The sequence below is a fragment of the Alkaliphilus sp. B6464 genome, assembly GCF_018141165.1.
Classification (GTDB): domain Bacteria; phylum Bacillota; class Clostridia; order Peptostreptococcales; family Natronincolaceae; genus Alkaliphilus_B.
Genome location: NZ_CP058557.1, coordinates 2,981,611 through 2,998,230 on the forward strand (window position 1 = coordinate 2,981,611; position 16,620 = coordinate 2,998,230).

Below are 16,620 nucleotides of genomic sequence, written 5' to 3' on the forward strand. Positions count from 1 at the left end.
AGGTTTGACCTCTTAAAAGTTGTTAACCAAAATACCCATTTGATAAATGATGTATAATGCAAACGCACCACTGGCCAATATCATAAAATATGATTGCGTTTTCTTTTTCAGTTTCTCCCTTTTTTCTTTTTCATCAAAATAAATTTTAACTATATCTTCTATATCTTTCTTGTCCATAACAACCACCTCGATTAAATATATGTGCTAAAGAATAATTTTAGACATAAAAAAAGAGGGTAAAGCCTAAGCCCTACCCTCAATTTAATTACATCTTCTGTTTTTCTGCTTTTGGATCCATTATAACTTCATATCCACCCATGGAAGCTATACTTACAATTATTGCATTAATTATTGTAAGTAATATACCCTCAATGCCAAGTCCCGATCTAGCAAATACAAATGTCAATATCAGTGCAACTATGAAGGTATATAATCTTACTGCTGCATCACCGAACCTATTTTTAATTATTGTCTTTGAAAACTGTACTATTAAAGTAACTGCTGTTACAAGTCCTGCGAAAGTAGCTAACATTTCTAAAGTTATAAAATCATTATACATTTATTTATCCTCTCCTTTATATTCAATTATTATAGTGTTATCTTGCCAATCTAAACAGTATCCTAATTTTTCTAGAAATCTTACTGGAATATAGTTTGTCTTATCCTTAAAGATGCCTTCTACTTCCAATTCCTTGCCATGAAGATTTATTTTTATTGAGTCTAGTTCTTTTTCTTCCTTTGTTACTTCTTCTTTTTGCTCACCTGTGAAATAAGATAACGATTTGATTCCCATTAATCTATTTAAATCTAAGTTTCCACTATAACCGTTTAACTTGCCTTTGTCTGTGTATTGATGTATATCACAATAGTAATTAGGTTTACTGTTAGCTGTACCATCATTTCTTCCATAGTGAGGAATCCAAATGGTATCTACTTCATCTAAATTTAAATTGAATTGCTTATATAAATGATGCCCTACATAAATACCGATCTTCTTTGCTCCAAGTTCTTTAAGCCTTTTCACATATGCAGATATTCCACTTCTCATGTCGGACATGGACTGCTCTTCTACATCAAGAAACCAAATTGTAGGATTAAATTCTTTAGTTCTATTGTAGAAGTCAGTTGCTTCTACCTTCATGTCTTCTATAGAGATCCCTCTTACCCAAGCATATGCAGCTGTAGGTATTCCTCTTTTCTTAAATTCTGTATGATGTGTTTTGTAATGTTTATCTAAATGTCTAGACCCATACTGAGTCCTTATGATTACCAATTTTACTTGCTTTGCTAATTCATCATAATTAATTTTACTCGCTTCTTGCCAACTTGATATATCTATAATCATAATTACTTCTCCTTTCCGTCAATTCTACGATGTGCCGATTTTGTACTTTCCTCTACTCTGGTAACACGTTCTGTTATATCTCTTATTTGCTTTTCTTGCACTTTTAGATCTAGCTTTATATCTTCTACACCTCTTTTTATGTAGCTGATATCTGCCCTTAACTCTCCGTTTCCAACTGCATCTGTTTGTATATCTCTATTGTTAATTCTTCTCCAGTTTAAATATCCTAAAGTCATTCCTAACATAGTACTAGCAAGACCAATTAATACGCCTATTTCAATTGTCATTTAGACACCTACTTTCTCCAGTATAAAAATAAAGAAGGGCAATAAAAAAAGACTATTGTCTAGTCTATTGCCCTTTTTGGATTATTCTTCTGTAGCTAAAAATCCTAATCCACTATCCTCTAAAATCTCTTTTACTAAAGCTCTTAATGTACCTGGTACATCTTTGTATGCTGTTTTACTTAAGATTACTCTTTGTGCAAAAAACATAGCCATCATATTTTCACCTCCTTGAAATAAGATTATTACTTTATATAGAAAGTTAATCATAGACCATCATCGCCATTTCTGCGATTATATCTTCTAAAAATTCCTGTCTATCCACTAAAGCTTTATTTTGTGCCTTTAAAATATCTACTTCACTTGGTACTGTTGGGATTTCTTCCTCTATAGGTATGTTCTCAACTTTATACTTTTTAATTACCTTATCTTGTAATATCTCATATCCATCATCAATTAGGTATTGAGTTTGCTCGTCATATTCTGGAAGTATATCTTCTAATGGTAACCAACCCTCTTGTTTAAGAATTTCTTCGTCTAAAAGATGGTATCCACTTACAGTAGAACTATCTTTTAAAGTTCCTACTTTGGGTAAGTTATATTGTATTATTTCACCATTTATTACTTGTACCATGTTTGCACCTCCTATTCATACCATTTTCCTTCAAACTGTACTGATAGTTGAGTTATAGGGGATTTATTGTAAAGCATATATGCAGTCGGTGGAAACCCTTCCACATCAATACTTAAATCTTGCAAAGAAGAAGGGTCCCCATAAAGAAAATTGGTACTAAGTTGTGTAGGGGTTTTAATTGTATCCCTAAATTGCATATAATACATGTTATTACCTTGAGTAATATATACTATTGATATGTTACCACTAGTATCAACGGATATTGATGGATATACAGCTAAGAGTGTATTGACTATTTGATGAGTATTCCATGTCATACCCCCATCTGTCGACTTAGAATACCTAACTCGATTGTAGGTAGGGTATTGAGCATCTGTTCCATGCCAAGCCACATGAATAACTCCATCTGTATCTACGCAAGCAGTTGGATTAGACTGTTCTAGGCCTCTTTCTCCAGTGTAATAGATGTTTGTATGGTCCCAAGTACTCCCAGCCTTAGAATAACACAGTATTCCCCTAATATAATCGCCTGCAATACCTTTTGCAATTCCTATGCTTTTTACTATAATTACAGGACTATTGTCTTTTACTATAATTGTTGGTTGCATTATATCGAGCCAAGTATAACTGTACTCGGTAACTTGCTCTACACTACCCCAAGTTACACTACCATCTGGATTAATGATGCCCTTACAATATCTGATATTGAATGAGTTAGGATAAGTTTCAATTTTACTGCTCCAACATGCATGTAGTTCTGCTTTTTGAGTATTAATTGCTAAGGAGCAGGTATCATGAGCAGTCCCTGCCATATCTGTGTCACTAACCTGTATGCCTATTAGCGAACTCCCACGAACAACATCAATATACCCACTTATTATGAACTTATTTGACTGTCTCCATATTACATACACAGTAGTACCAGCAGATACCATAGAGTACGCCTTTCCACTAGTACCGACACTTCGTGAAGTAAGTAATGACCAAGTAGCTCCACTATCTTTACTAACATACAGATATATGCTAGTATCAGTTGAGTTAAACATGCATGCAACCAGCCATCCATTACTCAGTCTAACTAATTTTCTACCTCCATTTCCCCCTGTAGAATAAGGTTGATTAACTACCGTTACTGGAGTTGTTCTATCTATTAAATGTTTTGTTCTCCTGTAACTACTCATCCTAACTCTATCAGCTAACATTAAATTCACCACCAAACATACCAAACCATTTACCTGGTATATCATCGGTTCTAATAAAAGTAAGTAAATAAACAACATTTGCACTTGTTAACTCAGGAATTTCTCCGTTATTCCACAAAATAATTGACGGAAATATTATACTTACTGAATTTACCGCTTGTATCATTAGTGTAAACGAATGACAATTTTCATTAGTCACCTTATAATTAATTATGTCATCGATAACTAAATCATCAATTACTCCTAAGTAAAATATATTTCCTAACGATAAATCTATAGTATAATTTGATGGAGTTAAAACACTTTCGTAATGTTCGGTATAATCTTTTAACTTAGGTTGAATAACTAAATTTCTATTATGCTGCACTTCTCCTGTAAACGTTCCACCTGTTTTATCCATTTTGGTACTTATATCTGGAATATCTTCTATATTAGCTTTTGTATTTATTTTATTGTCTAGAATTTTACCTTGCGTAGCATCTAAAGCTTTACCTGCAACTTCTTCTTCTAAATTGTTTACTATTTCTATATCTGAACCAGTCTCTATAGTTACATTGCCACTTTCATCTGCTAATACGTCATTCACTGACTTTATAGGGGTGTAACCTAGTGCATTTACTATATGTGTTCTATCTAGATTTTCTATTGTTCCAGGGTCGCCTTTGTCTCCCTTATCTCCTTTTTCACCTCTTAAATCTACATAGATATATTCTGTATCTCCTTCAACTCGAACTCCTAATTGTGTTCCTTGCCAATCATATTCTAAGCCTTTTCCAGTTTCTCCTGTATCTCCTTTTAACTCTCCATCATCTAACATCTGTTGTATTTGTTCATATAGAGCAATTCTCTGCAATTCATTGCTTTTTCGTGTTTCCTCATCAATAACTGTACCTGTTAATTGGCTTAATTTATCTAGTATAGGTAGTAAGGATATGCCTGTATTTTCAGTTCCATCTGATTTAAAAACTACTACTTTATTTGCTCCTGCAATACCTTCTACTGCCTCGTACTGATCTGCATCGGGATTATAATATTGACTTATAGGATTACCGTCTTTATCTGTTATTATAGGTTTAGTGTTATAGGCCAATTCATTTCACCACCTCTATTAATTCATCTAGTTTATTTGTAATTTTATCTACTAAGTTTTGGGATACTATTTCATTTCCTTGACTGTCGTATAATATGACTCCTAACATACCATTTTTACTTTCTATAACCTCGTACTTATCTGTAGTAGAATTGAAATACTGTGGTACTGGTTTTTTATTTACATCTGTTACTATAGCTTTAGTGTGAAATGGCATTATAAACTACCTCCTAGCACTTCTATAGTTCTTTCTGCTACTTTTATATCTACTGCATTTCTAATTTTTTCGGGAACTTCTTCTATTGTTTTTTTCTCAGCTAAAACTAATATGGTATAGGCATCTATTAACTTTTGCTCTATTATAGAAAAAGACATTATAACACCTCCTCGAAAATAGTTAATATCTCTATAGTCATTTCTGCTTTTTTAATTTCTTCTCCTGAAGGTTTTAAAGTTTCAATTAAACGTTCTTCTTCGGTAAGAATTTTACGATATACAAGCATTTCTTCCTTTTCATTTTCGGGTCTTTCTACGACGATATTATCTACAACTTTAAAGTCGATTAATTTTTTTCCTCTCTCCAAAAAACTATCTTCAACCAATAAGGCCCCTAATTCTTGTATAAATGCTTTTTTATAATGTACATAGAACGTAGAAGGATCTTGCGATTCTGGAAGTAAGCCTATCAATCTTCCTGTTGTTTTATTATACACTAGCTGTTTCATGAAAAAACCTCCTCTATTCTCCTACAGCCATCATAACAAAAGTTACTGGATAATAATTGGTTTTATATGACCCTGTAGAAGCTACACGCTCACTTTCACGTATGTAACAGTCAATGTCTACATAAGGTTGAGAAACGTTAAAATTTCTATCCACTTCCTCTAAAACTAATTCAACTGTTGTTGTAAGACTAGCGACTGTTCCGCTCGACACCATGCTTCCTGGGTATATATTCCATTTTACTGAAGAAAGAATTATTTTAGTTGAACTTCCTCTTCCTCTGAATGATTGAGGCAAAGTTATCCTTACTGGTGGCGCAGGACTTGATCCATAGTAATCATCAGCTATATACATGTCTACAAAGATGTCGTTTAAATATTTTGCTTCTCCATATTGCCACTGTCTTACGAAGCCATTAGCTCTTATTTCGCTATACTGGTTAGTACCTGCGTGGTTTACTCGTATCTTGTCTTTATCTATTGTAACTACCCCTTGGCTAATCAGTAGCTGATTATTTATCCATTGAAGGGCATTTTTAAAGCTAAATGAACCATTGTCTAAATTTATATGAGTTGAGCCATCTTCCGATTGCAGCATTCCCGTCTTAATCATATTAGCTGTAACTATTCCAGCGCTTACTAATTCAGCTACAATACTTCCATCCGCTGTTATAGCTGTAGTATATGGTCCATTTACTCCGTTTTCACTGTAGCCAAATCCACCAATGCCCCACTTCCATACTTTCTGTGCTAGTTCTAAGTTTTTGTTATCTGCTATATATAAAGCTTCATCTGTTTTAATCGCATATCCGCCTAGCATATTGGCAATAAGGTCTGTAGATATTAGCATCTGTTCCTCTAGGGTAGTAAGTTTATTTCTTACCTCTTTTTCTACAACTCTTTTTATTTGTGCTATTTTTCTATTAGTAGAGCCTTTATAGCCTTTACTTATCTCCGGAAGTCCTTTAGCTTCTAATGTACTTTTGCCTCTGTATTTGAAAGTAGATTTAGTTATTAGAGTGTTATAAACTTTTCCGTCTCTGTCTATCTGTGTAATTAAATCCCCTGCCATCAAAGCAGGATTACCTTGCCATCCACTTGTATAAGGGATAAATATTGTATCCTTTACATTATTGAATATATTAGGTAGCACAGTTTCATATCCACTTTGCAAGAGTGGATTCTCCGACAAGTCTATTGCATAATCTTCTGTTCCGGCTAAATAAGTTGTATCGTCAATTGTAGCCATGATACCTTTAATTTGTACTAGATCATCGCTGGCCTTAAAGTCAAAGCGATTAGAAGGACCTAAGGTTACTCCACTAGGTTTATACCAATCTAACACGATCGCACCGTTACGATTACACTTAACAAAGCACCCTGCCAATTCACCTACATATCCTATGACATCTCTAAAGGTTAAATCTCCATCGGGCCTACTTTGTACCATATGATTCATATTAGGAAAACTAATAGTACCAGGAAGTACATCGCATACATTGCAAGTATTTACATAGATTTTATATAGATTTGCAGGATAAGATAAATTAGATAAAGAATAAGGTTTATCTAGATTAATCATATTATCTATGGCCTTAATCTCTATAGTATTTCTTAATTTATTTACACTATCTATATTAAATCTACCTAAAGGCACGTACTCCCATTCTTCTTCAAAATCCAGCATTTTACTAGGCTGTGAAGGTTGCAAGAAATGAGCGTCTGCACCTTCTTTTACTAACAAGCCTATATTACATGTAACTGTAGCTCCCATAAATTGAATGTCGTTATATTCTTCTTTATTAAGTATTGAAAAAGATATATCGCTGGCCACTGTACTTCCGATTGTAAATTCTTCGCCTGCTTGAGAGCTTTCAGTATAAATTAAATTGTCATGGACTAGGTCTTTATGATATAAAGAAAGCACCCCTTTGGAGTGCTGCACTTGAATAATTAAGTCAAATACCCTATTATTATTTTCTTGTATTTTTTCTAAAAAACTTTGTGAAACTGGATACATATATCCACCACCTATACTGTTATTACTGTTTTACCACTAATCCTGTTTTGTTTATTTATATTACTAATAACCTTTTCAACTATAACATCCTCACCTATAGTCACTTTTAGCTCGATAGGATTCCCCTCATTACTGCTAAGCTCTTTTCTCATTTCTTTTAACTCATATAATATCTCTCTTAATATTTCTTCCACCTATATTACCTCCCTAATACTCTATTAAGTTAAAACTTATATTCCATCTTATTTTGTTATAATCTTCATCATATTTAGCTATTTCTGGACCATTCCTATCTCCTGCATACATTGTTTTAGTTGTCTTTCCTGTAGGAGAAGGAAAATTCACTTGTATTTTAGCAGGTTCTATTGCAGACTCAATAACATGAATTTCTGAACTTGTTTTACCATTGAATTCTAATTCTATCTTGTAAATTCCTTGTCTAACTCTATCTCTTTGGAGTATGCCTATTTCATTTCTATTTGTATCAGAGCTATCTAAATCCGATTTTTGTATTTTAAATTTAGTAGGTGCAGGCAAGTCTACACCATTTATATTAATCAATGACATGCTGCACCTCCTACACTGTTATTACTGTTTTACCACTTATGCGATTTTGTCTATTTATATTAGATACTACTTTTTCTGTTAGTGTATCTTCTCCAACTTTAACTATTACCTGGATATCTCCACTACCTTGATTGTTTCCTGCTGCACCACTTACTGCTGATGTAATCATGCCCATTAAATCATCAAGCGGTGCAACTACCTCTCTTTGAGTTCTGTTATCTCCTACTATAGCCATGAATGGATTATTTACATCTGTTATACCGCCTGTTGCAAGTTTGGGTATTTCTGGTATTGTAGGCACTCCGATTCTAAAGCCTCCAGCTTTTCCAAAGAGTGGTATGTCAACCTCTGGAACTTCTAGTTCTATTCTGTTCCAAAAGCGTATAAAACTATTTGCAATGCCTGTTATGCCATTTATAACACCCTTAAAAATTTCTTCTAAGGAACCAATGACTCCACTGAATATTCCTTTTACACCTTCCCAAGCTCTTTGCCAATCTCCAGTAAACACTCCTACTACAAAGTCTATTATTCCGTTTAGTATTTTTAATAGATTCTTAATTATGCCAATAATTCCATTCACTACAGTACCTACTATATCCAGTATAAGATTGAAGGCATTTTTAAAAGCTGGAACTAAAACATTTAATATATCATCAACTAAAGGCTTAAATACTCCTTCCCATAGTTTCAGTATTAGATCTCCTACTCTACCAACAAATCCAAGTAATTCATCAACTAATCCTTTTAAGTTTTCATCCCATATTTTCTTTAGCCAACTCATCATAGTATCCCAAGTTGGCTTTACTAAATCGTTCCATAAATATAAGAACCATCCACCAATATCGTTTACTATGTTCATTGCACCAGCAACAATGTCCTTACCCCATGTATCCCAAAATACTTTAAGGCTGTTTAATGTATCTTCCCATACATCATTTATTAAATCCCAGGCGTCAGTGAATATTCCAAAGATGCTATCAGTAAAGTTTTGAATTTCTCCTTTATTTTCTTCTGCGAATTCTTTTACCTTGTCTGTGACTATTTCAAATGTATCTGCTACCACTGTACCAATTAACATAAAAGTATTTGAAGAATTAGTTAATGTGTCTTCTACTGCTTTCGCTATAGGCTCCTTGTACTTATTTACACTATTTAACCAAGATTGTCCTAAGTTTTCATATATCCCGGTTAAATTATTAAATCCATTGGTTATTGTATTAGAAGTTTCGTTTATCCAATCTTGTATAGGACCCTTCATATTGGTTATAAAGTTCGCCCAACCTAAAGTTATTGGCTCAAACAGATTACCAGCTATTGCAATCCCATATTTAATGCTTGTTCCAAATGCCTGCCCTGCTGCTTGAAATATAGGCTGCATAGCCATTATTGCAGTATTAGCAATCTCACCAAGTCCGCTAAATACTGTTTTGAAATTGGTCTTTATACTGTCAAAATTAATTAGATCTAGTCCATCTCTAAAACCTTTAAAGAAATCTTTTGCTCCCCAATCGTTATAAAAATCTTCAAACAATCTTTTTACTTTCCCTAGCTGGCTCTCTATTTTAGATGTATCTAAATCTAACTCTCCACTACTAGCAGTCCCTAGATCAATAGAACCGATACCACCTAGGTCGTCGGCTAGATCTCCTGCTGAACTTCCTGCTTTATCAGTTAGTTTATTAATTTCATCAAATCCAGTTGTAGCACCTTTGAGATCTTTCCCTGCTTTCTTCCCAGCCTTACCTACATCACCAAAACCATCTTCTGCATCTTCTAGACTGTCTACAGTGTAGCCTAGATTTTTAGCAGTACCCTTACTAGCCTGTGTGTCTCCAAAAATTAAAGCTGTAAATGCTCTAAAGTACTCGGCAGCTACTTGTATTTTTTTAATTAGTATATTTAATCCAGTGACTATAGGAGCAAGTATGTTAATAAAACCTTGCCCTATAGTCGCTTTTAAGGTGTTCCACTGTTCACTTAATATCTTTAACTGATGTCCCCAGTTATGTGCGTTTCTTGAAAAGTCTCCTTGCATATCACCAGTTACACTTAACAAGTAATTGTATCTAACCATAGCTTGTTCAGCTTGTGACATCTTTCTATATGCTTTATCCATTCCTTGACTCATCGCAAAGGCTTCAAGGTTTGCCACATTCATATTTATACCTAGTTCTTTAAGTGGCATGGACATTCCACTCATACCAGACATTATTTTTGTAAATACTTCATCATTACTCATATTGTGAAAACTGGCCATATCGGCGGTCAATTTAGTTAAGTCTATAGACATATCTCTTACTGCTTCACCAGCTATACCAGAACTCTTTAACATTGCTCCCATAGTAGAAGAATACTTTTTAGCAGCTAATTCCGATAGTCCGAAGTTATCCATTGCAGACTTAGAAAACTCTTCTATATCTTTAGTCATAGAACCAAAGGTAACATTTACAACGTTCTGTATTTCTGCCACATCAGAGCCCAATTTAGTAGTTTCCTTTACAAAACCAGCTATAGCTCTAACAGAAACATAACCTAACGCTATTTTAAAAGCTTTACTTATTCCAGACATGCTTTGGTTTATACTAGTTTGAAATCCATTCATCATATTTTGTGTTCTTTGCATTTCATTCCTAATGCTTGAAAAGTCAGCACCACCACGAACTATAAAATTTGAATTAGACAATAGATTTCACCTCCCCACCAAATAGCATATTTAACACCTTTACCTGCTCTAACATTTGCTCATCAGTCATTTCTTTCTTCTTCTTTTTACTTTTTAATATTTTTTCTATATCAATTTTCTTTGTCCATACCCACCTTGAGATTAGGTATGCTTGATAAATTAGTACTTCTTGCTCTAATTCAAATTTTGCCTTATATTCTTCCATTTCTAATTCTTTTCTTTTTGAATAGCCATCTGCATATATGTGAAACTCTCTTGGCGTCATTTTCATAAATTCACTTAGTTGTATTCCTATAAGGGCTGCATGTCTCAAGCATTCCGTTTCATAATCAATGTTGTTTACTTCTTCTTCGCAGCCCTCTGAGCGTTTTTTATGTCACCACCTGACTCGTCAGGACGCAACTCTTTTAGTATCAAAGGTAGTTTTTCCATAGCACCACTTATCCCGATATGCTTGTCAATTAGTTTGATAGTTTGCTCTATCGTTAACTCATCATCTTCATGTTTTAATCCAACGTAAAATATTAAAGGTATTAAATCCTCTATATCTTCCTCTTCAAAATTAACTTTCATTATACTTGTTCCATGTATTTGCTTGAATAATTGTAATGCTTCAAATCCCATTAATATTTTTCTTTCTTTATCTAATTTAACTGGTATATACATTTGATTACCTCCTAAAATATAAAAATAATAAGGCTAAGATATTATCCTAGCCTTCAACTCCTGTTGATACAGTTAAAACAGGTTTACCACTTACTTTTATAGTTGCCCCAAAGTTTATTGTTCCATCAATGTCTACATCTCCTACTTTAAAGCCTGTTACTACTCCTTTGAATGCCCATTCTGCCTTTGGAGTAGTAGGGAATGTAATTTTATAGTCCTCTGCTAATCCACTATCTAGAGAAGTCTGTAGTTCTACTTGTCCAGAAGCTTCGTCTGGATCAAAGAATCCTTCTATTGGCACCTCTCCACCATCTTTAAAGCTACCTATAAATTCTCTGTACCCTCCGTCACTTTCAAGTGTAGTTACGTCGATAGTGTCTGCGGTAATTTCTATGCCACCAATAGAAGTTAATCCTCCTATATCAGTTGAGCCTTTGGATAATTTGGTACCCAATGATCTAGTTGCTTTACCCATCTAAATTCCTCCTTTAATAATAAATTGTAAAATCTATAATCCCTCGGTTTACTCCTAAATTAAATTCGTAGCTTTCATCAATATTGTTTATGTCTATATCCTCAATAAAGATGTTTTTAATTCCTATGGTCCTCTGTGCCATATCTTTAAGCAAATCTGTAACTTGTTTTCTAACCCTAACCATATCACTATATTTAGTTGCCATAATTGAAAACATGTAACTTATATTCTCTTTATCCGTTACTCCTTCAAGGGTTTTTAATGTTTTAGTATTAATCCTTGCATAAACTAAATAAGGCCTTTGCGAGCCTTCTGGTGCATTTGTAGGGTATATAGAATTATTTAACTCTGGAATAGCTTTGGTTAACTCATGCCTTAATGCCTGTTCCATTCTTCACCCTCATTTCTTAACTTTATAGATAGGCCAACAATAACCTTCTTCATCTTTTTCGTAACCTTTCAAAATTACCTCAGCTTTTAGTTCTACAAATGGGCCTGCAAAATCCTTCTTCGCTTTACTTATAGCTTTCAATAATTCACCTTCGTTTAAAATATATTCTTTTTGGCTATCTCCGTCAAAGCGTAGCGACTCTTTTGTAAGACTGCCTTTTGTAAAACTTGGGAGTACAAGATTTTCACTCATCACTTCAACCCCACTTTCGCTATCTCTTGATCTATTTTCTTTCTCATTTCAGCTACTATAGTTCTTTCTATACTCCTAACATTGTCTTTTAAACTATCGCTTATAAATCTATATCCTGGTATATATCTGCCATTTTTAGCAAAGAAACCATATTCCTGCGATACTGGATAATATCCTATTAATTCACCAGTTTGGACGCCATCTTTTTGTCTAAACTTTTGAAACACATTATTCATTTCTCTATCAAATACTACTCTATAAACCTTCTTGCCTTTATGTTTTGATCTTTCGCCAGCTAATTTTATTCCCTTTTTAAGATTTCCAGTTTCATAAGGTGCATTAGCTTTAGAGTCCTTTAAAGCTATATTCATACCTTTTCTACTTGATGAAGTGACGTGTTTCTGCGGTACGTCTCCTAGTTTTTTAAAGCCCTTTTCTAATTGTTTCATACCTTCAATTTTAAATTTAACCTTAGCCATTAACTCACCTTTTCGGCAGTAATTTCTATACATTCATTACTAAAGTTATAATTATCTACATAGATAATGTTATAAGTTTCATTCTTAAACTCAATCTTCATAGTAGTGTCGATTACCTTTCTTGTATATCTAATTAGAAAGCTAGTAATTACCTTAGAGAAAGGAGTATCTGCCTTGAATTGCTCTGTTCCACTTTTATTTTTTATACTGGCCCAACACTTATGTAATACTATCTTTTTATCAAGTGGCTCTCCGTAATCGTCTTGTTTATCAGTATCTTTATATATAGTAATTCGCTTGTTTAATTTGCCTGGATTCATATTATCACCTACAGTAAATTCATTGAGTGCATTCCCAATATCGTATCAACTACTTTGTTTAAGTTGTTTTTATCTATATACATAGATCTGTTATCGTACATATCTTGACATAATACCATTACAACTATATAAAAATCCTCATGAGTGTCTATTTGTTCCTCAGTTAATCCGGTATAAGATTTTATGAATTTTTTAGCAGCTATTAATATATTATTTATCTCTGTTATTTCCTCTTCGGTTAAATCTTCATGTTCAAGTCTTAAATACTCTATTACTTCTTTATTTGTTACTTCGCTTACTTTCACTTGTTTTCACTTCCTTTTTAGCTTTTTCTTCTTTTACCTCTTCTATGTATCCAGCTTGGAGAAGGTCCTGGAGTATAACCTTATCACTACACTCCTTAACCTCACCTTTATACATAGAAAAAGCACCAGAGAAACTTACTAATGCCTTAACTTTCATACGATCACCTCTAATTAGGATTCTTTCATTACTAATTTAGATATTTTTTGAGCGTTTTCAACTTTTGAATCAAGTTCAATCCATCCTACTACTCCAATGGCATGTTGCGTCGCGTATTTTTCTCTAAGTACCTCTATGTTCATATCTTCAGATAGCTTAACAGCCAATCCGCTCATATCCCCGTAGTAAATAGCAGTGTTTCCTGTCACCATGGCTGGCATGTTATCAGATGTGTAAACATCTCTTCCTAGTAAGGTGTATCCCCATTTTGCGGATATATCTTTGTTTAATAGATAATTGCCTTCGTTATCTTTTAGTTTTCTTATTGCTGTTCTAGTTGACTTTTTCATAATCCAAATTGCTGATCCTTGATAAATATCTGGCACCGTTTCTTGAAGATCGATTAATTCATCTGCGATAATAGCCGTTGCACTTGCTGTTGTAACTGCCTGAGTAACCGTAGAAAGTCCTTCTATTTTATTAACTGTACCATTCAATAGTTCTTTTTCTATCCATCTATGAATGGATTCTGCCATGGCATTTATCACAAAAGGTACTATTGCAAATTGGGAATTATTGACTAGCGATTTAGAAATTTTGCTTAAAACTCCAGCTAAAAATCCTTTCAGCTCGATATTAGAAAACTTTCCGGATGTAGATTCTAATTCAACGAATTCAGTTGCATAAGCCATTTGTATGCTCTGTGTGTTTTCATCGTAGTAAGGAATATTAATAGTTCCTCCTATGTCATATCTAGTGGCTAATTGATAAATAGGCGACATGTCGTACACCTTTTTAATGATCTTGTTTGCTATAGTAGAAGGAATGACTGCTCCATTGTCTCCAGTTGTTAAATTTACATCTGCTCTTTGTTCTACTATACCTCTAACATAGTTTTCAAAAGCTCTTTCCTCTACCATTGCTCTCTCTTCTATAGTTTTATCTTTCTTCGTATCCTCTAATATTTCTAAACCTTTAGCTCTGGTTTCAGCTGCTATTGTTTCATCTAAATTTTTAATCTCTTTTTCTAAGGAAGTAAACTTCGTCATTTCCTCTTCCGTCATTGCTCTAGTTTCAGCCTTCGCAGCATCTAAAATGGACTGTAATTCTGTTACTTTATCATTTCTTTGCTCTGTTAGATTTTTTAATGTTGCTCTAAATTCTGCTACTCTTTTAATATTTTTCATCATAGTCATTGTTATTCGTCTCCTCTCAATTCTTTTATTTTATTTTCAAACTCTGAATAATCAATTGGTTTCTTAGATGATTCATCAATGATTACTGCTCTGAACTCATCACCTCTTTGTTCGGTGATAACCTCTTCGCCTGCTCTTTGCTCTATTGATGTTGCAATATAGCAAGGTGACATTCTATCATCTATAATAGATACTTCGAACAGATTTAAATCCTCTATATGCCTTCTTGGTATGTCGTTAGACCTTTCCTCTATTCGGTCCTTATTAGCAAACATTCCAAATGACCATCCTCTTAATTTCTTTTCTTTGGCCTTTTGAATAGTCTCTGGATCGGTTACAGTGGCTATTGCTCTTAGACCAATATTATCCTCAAATAATTCTAGATTACCCTCTTTAATAGAACCTAGTTTTCTATCTTTCCTATGATTTAAAAGTAAATCAACATTTTCTGCTCTTCCTAAGGCTTTATCAAAGGCTCTAGGCTCAATTCTTTCAACACACTTACCCTTTGCAGTTATAATAGGCTTTGAATCTCTATCAACTGCATTTACATAGCCATCTAGAATTACTTTATCGTTTCTAACTTCAATCCTCAATTTCCTCACCACCTTTCATTATTTTTGTTAGTTTACTTGTTTTATTGGTATTAGGAGTATATATAGTTCCTGTCTTAACATCGTAAAGAACTGCATCTAAGCCTAATTTAATCCAATTAAGTCCTAATGGCTCCCAATCTTCCATATAACGCACTTCGTCAATTTGTAAAAAGTTAGCTTCTATTCCCGCCTTATACGCTTCAAATCTTTCCTTAATATCGCCCTTTAGCATTTCTTTAGTGTCAAAGGCATAATAAAAAGAGCTCTTTTCTTTTTCAAGTAAAAACTCTCTATTTAAAGCACATTCTATTACTCTTAAAACAGGCATGACTCCCATTTTAAATCCATTTGTATATTCCTTTGATGTAGCAGTTCCTTTTATTATATTTTCAGGAATATTAATTATCTTACATATTTCGGCTGAGTTTGTTTGTTTATTTTCATTAAGCTGCATTTCTACAGAAGTATTTGAAGCCTCTTGAAAATCTAATCCTTCGTTAAGTATTACTACATTTTCGCTGTTATTACTATACAGCTTCCTCCAAGCTTCTTTTAATGCATCCATAGCCTCTGTTGTCAACTTTTTAGGAGCTTTTATGAATCCTTTTTTGTTTCCACCTTTTTTTACTAAAGTTTCCTCGTAAATTAAAGAATTGTATGCGACACTAAGTAATAAACTGTTTTCTTCAATTATACTTACTCCCTCTGCACCATCTTTTGTATTCCTAAGCAGCTTTATAAATTCATGTGGCCAATAATTTTGACCATTAACTAAGATTTGATAGGATTTAAATATTGGATCAGCATTTCTTACAGTAGATATATGAGCTTCATCTACATAATGTAGGCTACTAAAGCTATTTAAATTCTTATTAATATAGGCATAACCGCCTTTGCCAAGAAAATAGTCTGTAATTAATGCTCTCCAAAACTGAACTGCATCTAATGTGTCTTTAGTATCGTCATTTAATAATCCTATTCTTATGTCCTCTTTTATTTCCTCTGTCTTTCCGTCACTCTCTTTATAAAGTTTTATAGGTAGCATTGACACTGTATCGGCTATAAAATTAATACAGCTTTTTACACTTGGAATGTTTAGGGCCTGTTCTTTGGTTATTATTGTGCCACCAAGGAGAGCTTTTAGGAGTACATCATCGACTTTAGAACTTGTTTCTTCTGCTCTTTCTTCTTTTTGCCATGGCCATCTCAATTTCTCACCGCCTTTCATTTATG

27 protein-coding genes are annotated in these 16,620 nt (G+C 33.6%); all 27 read right to left on the reverse strand.

Going from position 1 to position 16,620, the window contains the following annotated elements; all coding sequences use genetic code 11:
* Positions 1-12 precede the first annotated feature (12 nt).
* Positions 13-177 (reverse strand): hypothetical protein, encoded by a 165-nt coding sequence (locus HYG84_RS15055; protein WP_212378624.1) that lies wholly within the window; start codon positions 175-177, stop codon positions 13-15.
* An 88-nt stretch (positions 178-265) separates the two neighbouring features.
* Complete coding sequence (locus tag HYG84_RS15060) at positions 266-559, reverse strand: hypothetical protein (protein WP_212378626.1); 294 nt, start codon at positions 557-559, stop codon at positions 266-268.
* Positions 560-1,345, reverse strand: a complete 786-nt coding sequence (locus HYG84_RS15065; protein WP_212378628.1) for a glycoside hydrolase family 25 protein — start codon at positions 1,343-1,345, stop codon at positions 560-562.
* 2 nt (positions 1,346-1,347) lie between these two features.
* Positions 1,348-1,632 carry a hypothetical protein gene (locus HYG84_RS15070; RefSeq protein ID WP_212378630.1) on the reverse strand — a complete coding sequence of 95 codons (285 nt, stop codon included), beginning with the start codon at positions 1,630-1,632 and terminating at the stop codon, positions 1,348-1,350.
* A gap of 81 nt (positions 1,633-1,713) precedes the next feature.
* The gene (locus HYG84_RS20540; protein WP_256442548.1) at positions 1,714-1,848 is read right to left on the reverse strand and encodes a hypothetical protein; all 135 of its coding nucleotides are present in this window, start codon (positions 1,846-1,848) and stop codon (positions 1,714-1,716) included.
* A 43-nt stretch (positions 1,849-1,891) separates the two neighbouring features.
* On the reverse strand, positions 1,892-2,263 hold the full coding sequence (locus tag HYG84_RS15080) for a hypothetical protein (RefSeq protein WP_212378635.1): 372 nt from the start codon (positions 2,261-2,263) through the stop codon (positions 1,892-1,894).
* Between the two features lie 11 nt (positions 2,264-2,274).
* Positions 2,275-3,465: a hypothetical protein gene (locus tag HYG84_RS15085; protein ID WP_212378637.1), complete on the reverse strand. Its 1,191-nt coding sequence runs from the start codon at positions 3,463-3,465 to the stop codon at positions 2,275-2,277.
* Positions 3,455-4,555: a hypothetical protein gene (locus tag HYG84_RS15090; protein WP_212378639.1), complete on the reverse strand. Its 1,101-nt coding sequence runs from the start codon at positions 4,553-4,555 to the stop codon at positions 3,455-3,457. Before HYG84_RS15090 ends, HYG84_RS15085 begins: the two co-directional genes overlap by 11 nt.
* Position 4,556: 1 nt before the next feature.
* Positions 4,557-4,772 (reverse strand): hypothetical protein, encoded by a 216-nt coding sequence (locus HYG84_RS15095; protein ID WP_212378641.1) that lies wholly within the window; start codon positions 4,770-4,772, stop codon positions 4,557-4,559.
* Positions 4,772-4,930 carry a CD1375 family protein gene (locus tag HYG84_RS15100; protein WP_212378643.1) on the reverse strand — a complete coding sequence of 53 codons (159 nt, stop codon included), beginning with the start codon at positions 4,928-4,930 and terminating at the stop codon, positions 4,772-4,774. The genes HYG84_RS15095 and HYG84_RS15100 overlap by 1 nt, the downstream gene beginning before the upstream one ends.
* Positions 4,930-5,280 (reverse strand): hypothetical protein, encoded by a 351-nt coding sequence (locus HYG84_RS15105; RefSeq protein ID WP_212378645.1) that lies wholly within the window; start codon positions 5,278-5,280, stop codon positions 4,930-4,932. Before HYG84_RS15105 ends, HYG84_RS15100 begins: the two co-directional genes overlap by 1 nt.
* Positions 5,281-5,293: 13 nt before the next feature.
* Entirely contained in the window at positions 5,294-7,297 is a 2,004-nt protein-coding gene (locus tag HYG84_RS15110) for a hypothetical protein (RefSeq protein ID WP_212378647.1), read from the reverse strand.
* 11 nt (positions 7,298-7,308) lie between these two features.
* On the reverse strand, positions 7,309-7,491 hold the full coding sequence (locus HYG84_RS15115; protein WP_212378649.1) for a hypothetical protein: 183 nt from the start codon (positions 7,489-7,491) through the stop codon (positions 7,309-7,311).
* A gap of 13 nt (positions 7,492-7,504) precedes the next feature.
* A complete protein-coding gene (locus tag HYG84_RS15120; protein ID WP_212378651.1) occupies positions 7,505-7,864 on the reverse strand; it encodes a DUF6711 family protein in 360 nt (119 codons plus the stop codon).
* A gap of 10 nt (positions 7,865-7,874) precedes the next feature.
* Positions 7,875-10,550, reverse strand: a complete 2,676-nt coding sequence (locus HYG84_RS15125; RefSeq protein WP_212378653.1) for a phage tail protein — start codon at positions 10,548-10,550, stop codon at positions 7,875-7,877.
* Positions 10,543-10,863, reverse strand: a complete 321-nt coding sequence (locus HYG84_RS15130; protein ID WP_212378655.1) for a hypothetical protein — start codon at positions 10,861-10,863, stop codon at positions 10,543-10,545. Before HYG84_RS15130 ends, HYG84_RS15125 begins: the two co-directional genes overlap by 8 nt.
* Positions 10,864-10,889: 26 nt before the next feature.
* Positions 10,890-11,216, reverse strand: a complete 327-nt coding sequence (locus HYG84_RS15135; protein WP_212378657.1) for a hypothetical protein — start codon at positions 11,214-11,216, stop codon at positions 10,890-10,892.
* A gap of 46 nt (positions 11,217-11,262) precedes the next feature.
* On the reverse strand, positions 11,263-11,691 hold the full coding sequence (locus tag HYG84_RS15140) for a phage tail tube protein (RefSeq protein WP_212378659.1): 429 nt from the start codon (positions 11,689-11,691) through the stop codon (positions 11,263-11,265).
* Between the two features lie 13 nt (positions 11,692-11,704).
* Positions 11,705-12,082, reverse strand: a complete 378-nt coding sequence (gene gp17, locus HYG84_RS15145; protein ID WP_212378661.1) for a tail completion protein gp17 — start codon at positions 12,080-12,082, stop codon at positions 11,705-11,707.
* A gap of 9 nt (positions 12,083-12,091) precedes the next feature.
* Entirely contained in the window at positions 12,092-12,334 is a 243-nt protein-coding gene (locus tag HYG84_RS15150; protein ID WP_212378663.1) for a hypothetical protein, read from the reverse strand.
* Positions 12,334-12,813, reverse strand: coding sequence for an HK97 gp10 family phage protein (locus HYG84_RS15155; RefSeq protein ID WP_212378665.1), 480 nt, complete (start codon positions 12,811-12,813; stop codon positions 12,334-12,336). The genes HYG84_RS15150 and HYG84_RS15155 overlap by 1 nt, the downstream gene beginning before the upstream one ends.
* Entirely contained in the window at positions 12,813-13,133 is a 321-nt protein-coding gene (locus HYG84_RS15160) for a phage head closure protein (protein WP_212378667.1), read from the reverse strand. Before HYG84_RS15160 ends, HYG84_RS15155 begins: the two co-directional genes overlap by 1 nt.
* A gap of 8 nt (positions 13,134-13,141) precedes the next feature.
* The gene (locus HYG84_RS15165; RefSeq protein ID WP_212378669.1) at positions 13,142-13,438 is read right to left on the reverse strand and encodes a head-tail connector protein; all 297 of its coding nucleotides are present in this window, start codon (positions 13,436-13,438) and stop codon (positions 13,142-13,144) included.
* Positions 13,413-13,595: a hypothetical protein gene (locus HYG84_RS15170; RefSeq protein ID WP_212378671.1), complete on the reverse strand. Its 183-nt coding sequence runs from the start codon at positions 13,593-13,595 to the stop codon at positions 13,413-13,415. The genes HYG84_RS15165 and HYG84_RS15170 overlap by 26 nt, the downstream gene beginning before the upstream one ends.
* Positions 13,596-13,609: 14 nt before the next feature.
* A complete protein-coding gene (locus tag HYG84_RS15175; protein WP_249168645.1) occupies positions 13,610-14,791 on the reverse strand; it encodes a phage major capsid protein in 1,182 nt (393 codons plus the stop codon).
* A gap of 2 nt (positions 14,792-14,793) precedes the next feature.
* The gene (locus HYG84_RS15180) at positions 14,794-15,387 is read right to left on the reverse strand and encodes an HK97 family phage prohead protease (RefSeq protein WP_212378674.1); all 594 of its coding nucleotides are present in this window, start codon (positions 15,385-15,387) and stop codon (positions 14,794-14,796) included.
* Entirely contained in the window at positions 15,377-16,615 is a 1,239-nt protein-coding gene (locus tag HYG84_RS15185) for a phage portal protein (RefSeq protein ID WP_212378676.1), read from the reverse strand. The genes HYG84_RS15180 and HYG84_RS15185 overlap by 11 nt, the downstream gene beginning before the upstream one ends.
* Positions 16,616-16,620: the final 5 nt, after the last annotated feature.

What these genes read in the sequence shown, in the direction of transcription:
- HYG84_RS15055 (WP_212378624.1), bottom strand. Translation starts at nt 177, where the DNA reads ATGGACAAGAAAGATATAGAAGATATAGTTAAAATTTATTTTGATGAA.
- HYG84_RS15060 (WP_212378626.1), bottom strand. Translation starts at nt 559, where the DNA reads ATGTATAATGATTTTATAACTTTAGAAATGTTAGCTACTTTCGCAGGA.
- HYG84_RS15065 (WP_212378628.1), bottom strand. Translation starts at nt 1,345, where the DNA reads ATGATTATAGATATATCAAGTTGGCAAGAAGCGAGTAAAATTAATTAT.
- HYG84_RS15070 (WP_212378630.1), bottom strand. Translation starts at nt 1,632, where the DNA reads ATGACAATTGAAATAGGCGTATTAATTGGTCTTGCTAGTACTATGTTA.
- HYG84_RS20540 (WP_256442548.1), bottom strand. Translation starts at nt 1,848, where the DNA reads ATGATGGCTATGTTTTTTGCACAAAGAGTAATCTTAAGTAAAACAGCA.
- HYG84_RS15080 (WP_212378635.1), bottom strand. Translation starts at nt 2,263, where the DNA reads ATGGTACAAGTAATAAATGGTGAAATAATACAATATAACTTACCCAAA.
- HYG84_RS15085 (WP_212378637.1), bottom strand. Translation starts at nt 3,465, where the DNA reads ATGTTAGCTGATAGAGTTAGGATGAGTAGTTACAGGAGAACAAAACAT.
- HYG84_RS15095 (WP_212378641.1), bottom strand. Translation starts at nt 4,772, where the DNA reads ATGCCATTTCACACTAAAGCTATAGTAACAGATGTAAATAAAAAACCA.
- HYG84_RS15100 (WP_212378643.1), bottom strand. Translation starts at nt 4,930, where the DNA reads ATGTCTTTTTCTATAATAGAGCAAAAGTTAATAGATGCCTATACCATA.
- HYG84_RS15105 (WP_212378645.1), bottom strand. Translation starts at nt 5,280, where the DNA reads ATGAAACAGCTAGTGTATAATAAAACAACAGGAAGATTGATAGGCTTA.
- HYG84_RS15110 (WP_212378647.1), bottom strand. Translation starts at nt 7,297, where the DNA reads ATGTATCCAGTTTCACAAAGTTTTTTAGAAAAAATACAAGAAAATAAT.
- HYG84_RS15120 (WP_212378651.1), bottom strand. Translation starts at nt 7,864, where the DNA reads ATGTCATTGATTAATATAAATGGTGTAGACTTGCCTGCACCTACTAAA.
- HYG84_RS15135 (WP_212378657.1), bottom strand. Translation starts at nt 11,216, where the DNA reads ATGTATATACCAGTTAAATTAGATAAAGAAAGAAAAATATTAATGGGA.
- HYG84_RS15140 (WP_212378659.1), bottom strand. Translation starts at nt 11,691, where the DNA reads ATGGGTAAAGCAACTAGATCATTGGGTACCAAATTATCCAAAGGCTCA.
- gp17 (WP_212378661.1), bottom strand. Translation starts at nt 12,082, where the DNA reads ATGGAACAGGCATTAAGGCATGAGTTAACCAAAGCTATTCCAGAGTTA.
- HYG84_RS15150 (WP_212378663.1), bottom strand. Translation starts at nt 12,334, where the DNA reads ATGAGTGAAAATCTTGTACTCCCAAGTTTTACAAAAGGCAGTCTTACA.
- HYG84_RS15155 (WP_212378665.1), bottom strand. Translation starts at nt 12,813, where the DNA reads ATGGCTAAGGTTAAATTTAAAATTGAAGGTATGAAACAATTAGAAAAG.
- HYG84_RS15160 (WP_212378667.1), bottom strand. Translation starts at nt 13,133, where the DNA reads ATGAATCCAGGCAAATTAAACAAGCGAATTACTATATATAAAGATACT.
- HYG84_RS15170 (WP_212378671.1), bottom strand. Translation starts at nt 13,595, where the DNA reads ATGAAAGTTAAGGCATTAGTAAGTTTCTCTGGTGCTTTTTCTATGTAT.
- HYG84_RS15175 (WP_249168645.1), bottom strand. Translation starts at nt 14,791, where the DNA reads ATGACTATGATGAAAAATATTAAAAGAGTAGCAGAATTTAGAGCAACA.
- HYG84_RS15185 (WP_212378676.1), bottom strand. Translation starts at nt 16,615, where the DNA reads ATGAAAGGCGGTGAGAAATTGAGATGGCCATGGCAAAAAGAAGAAAGA.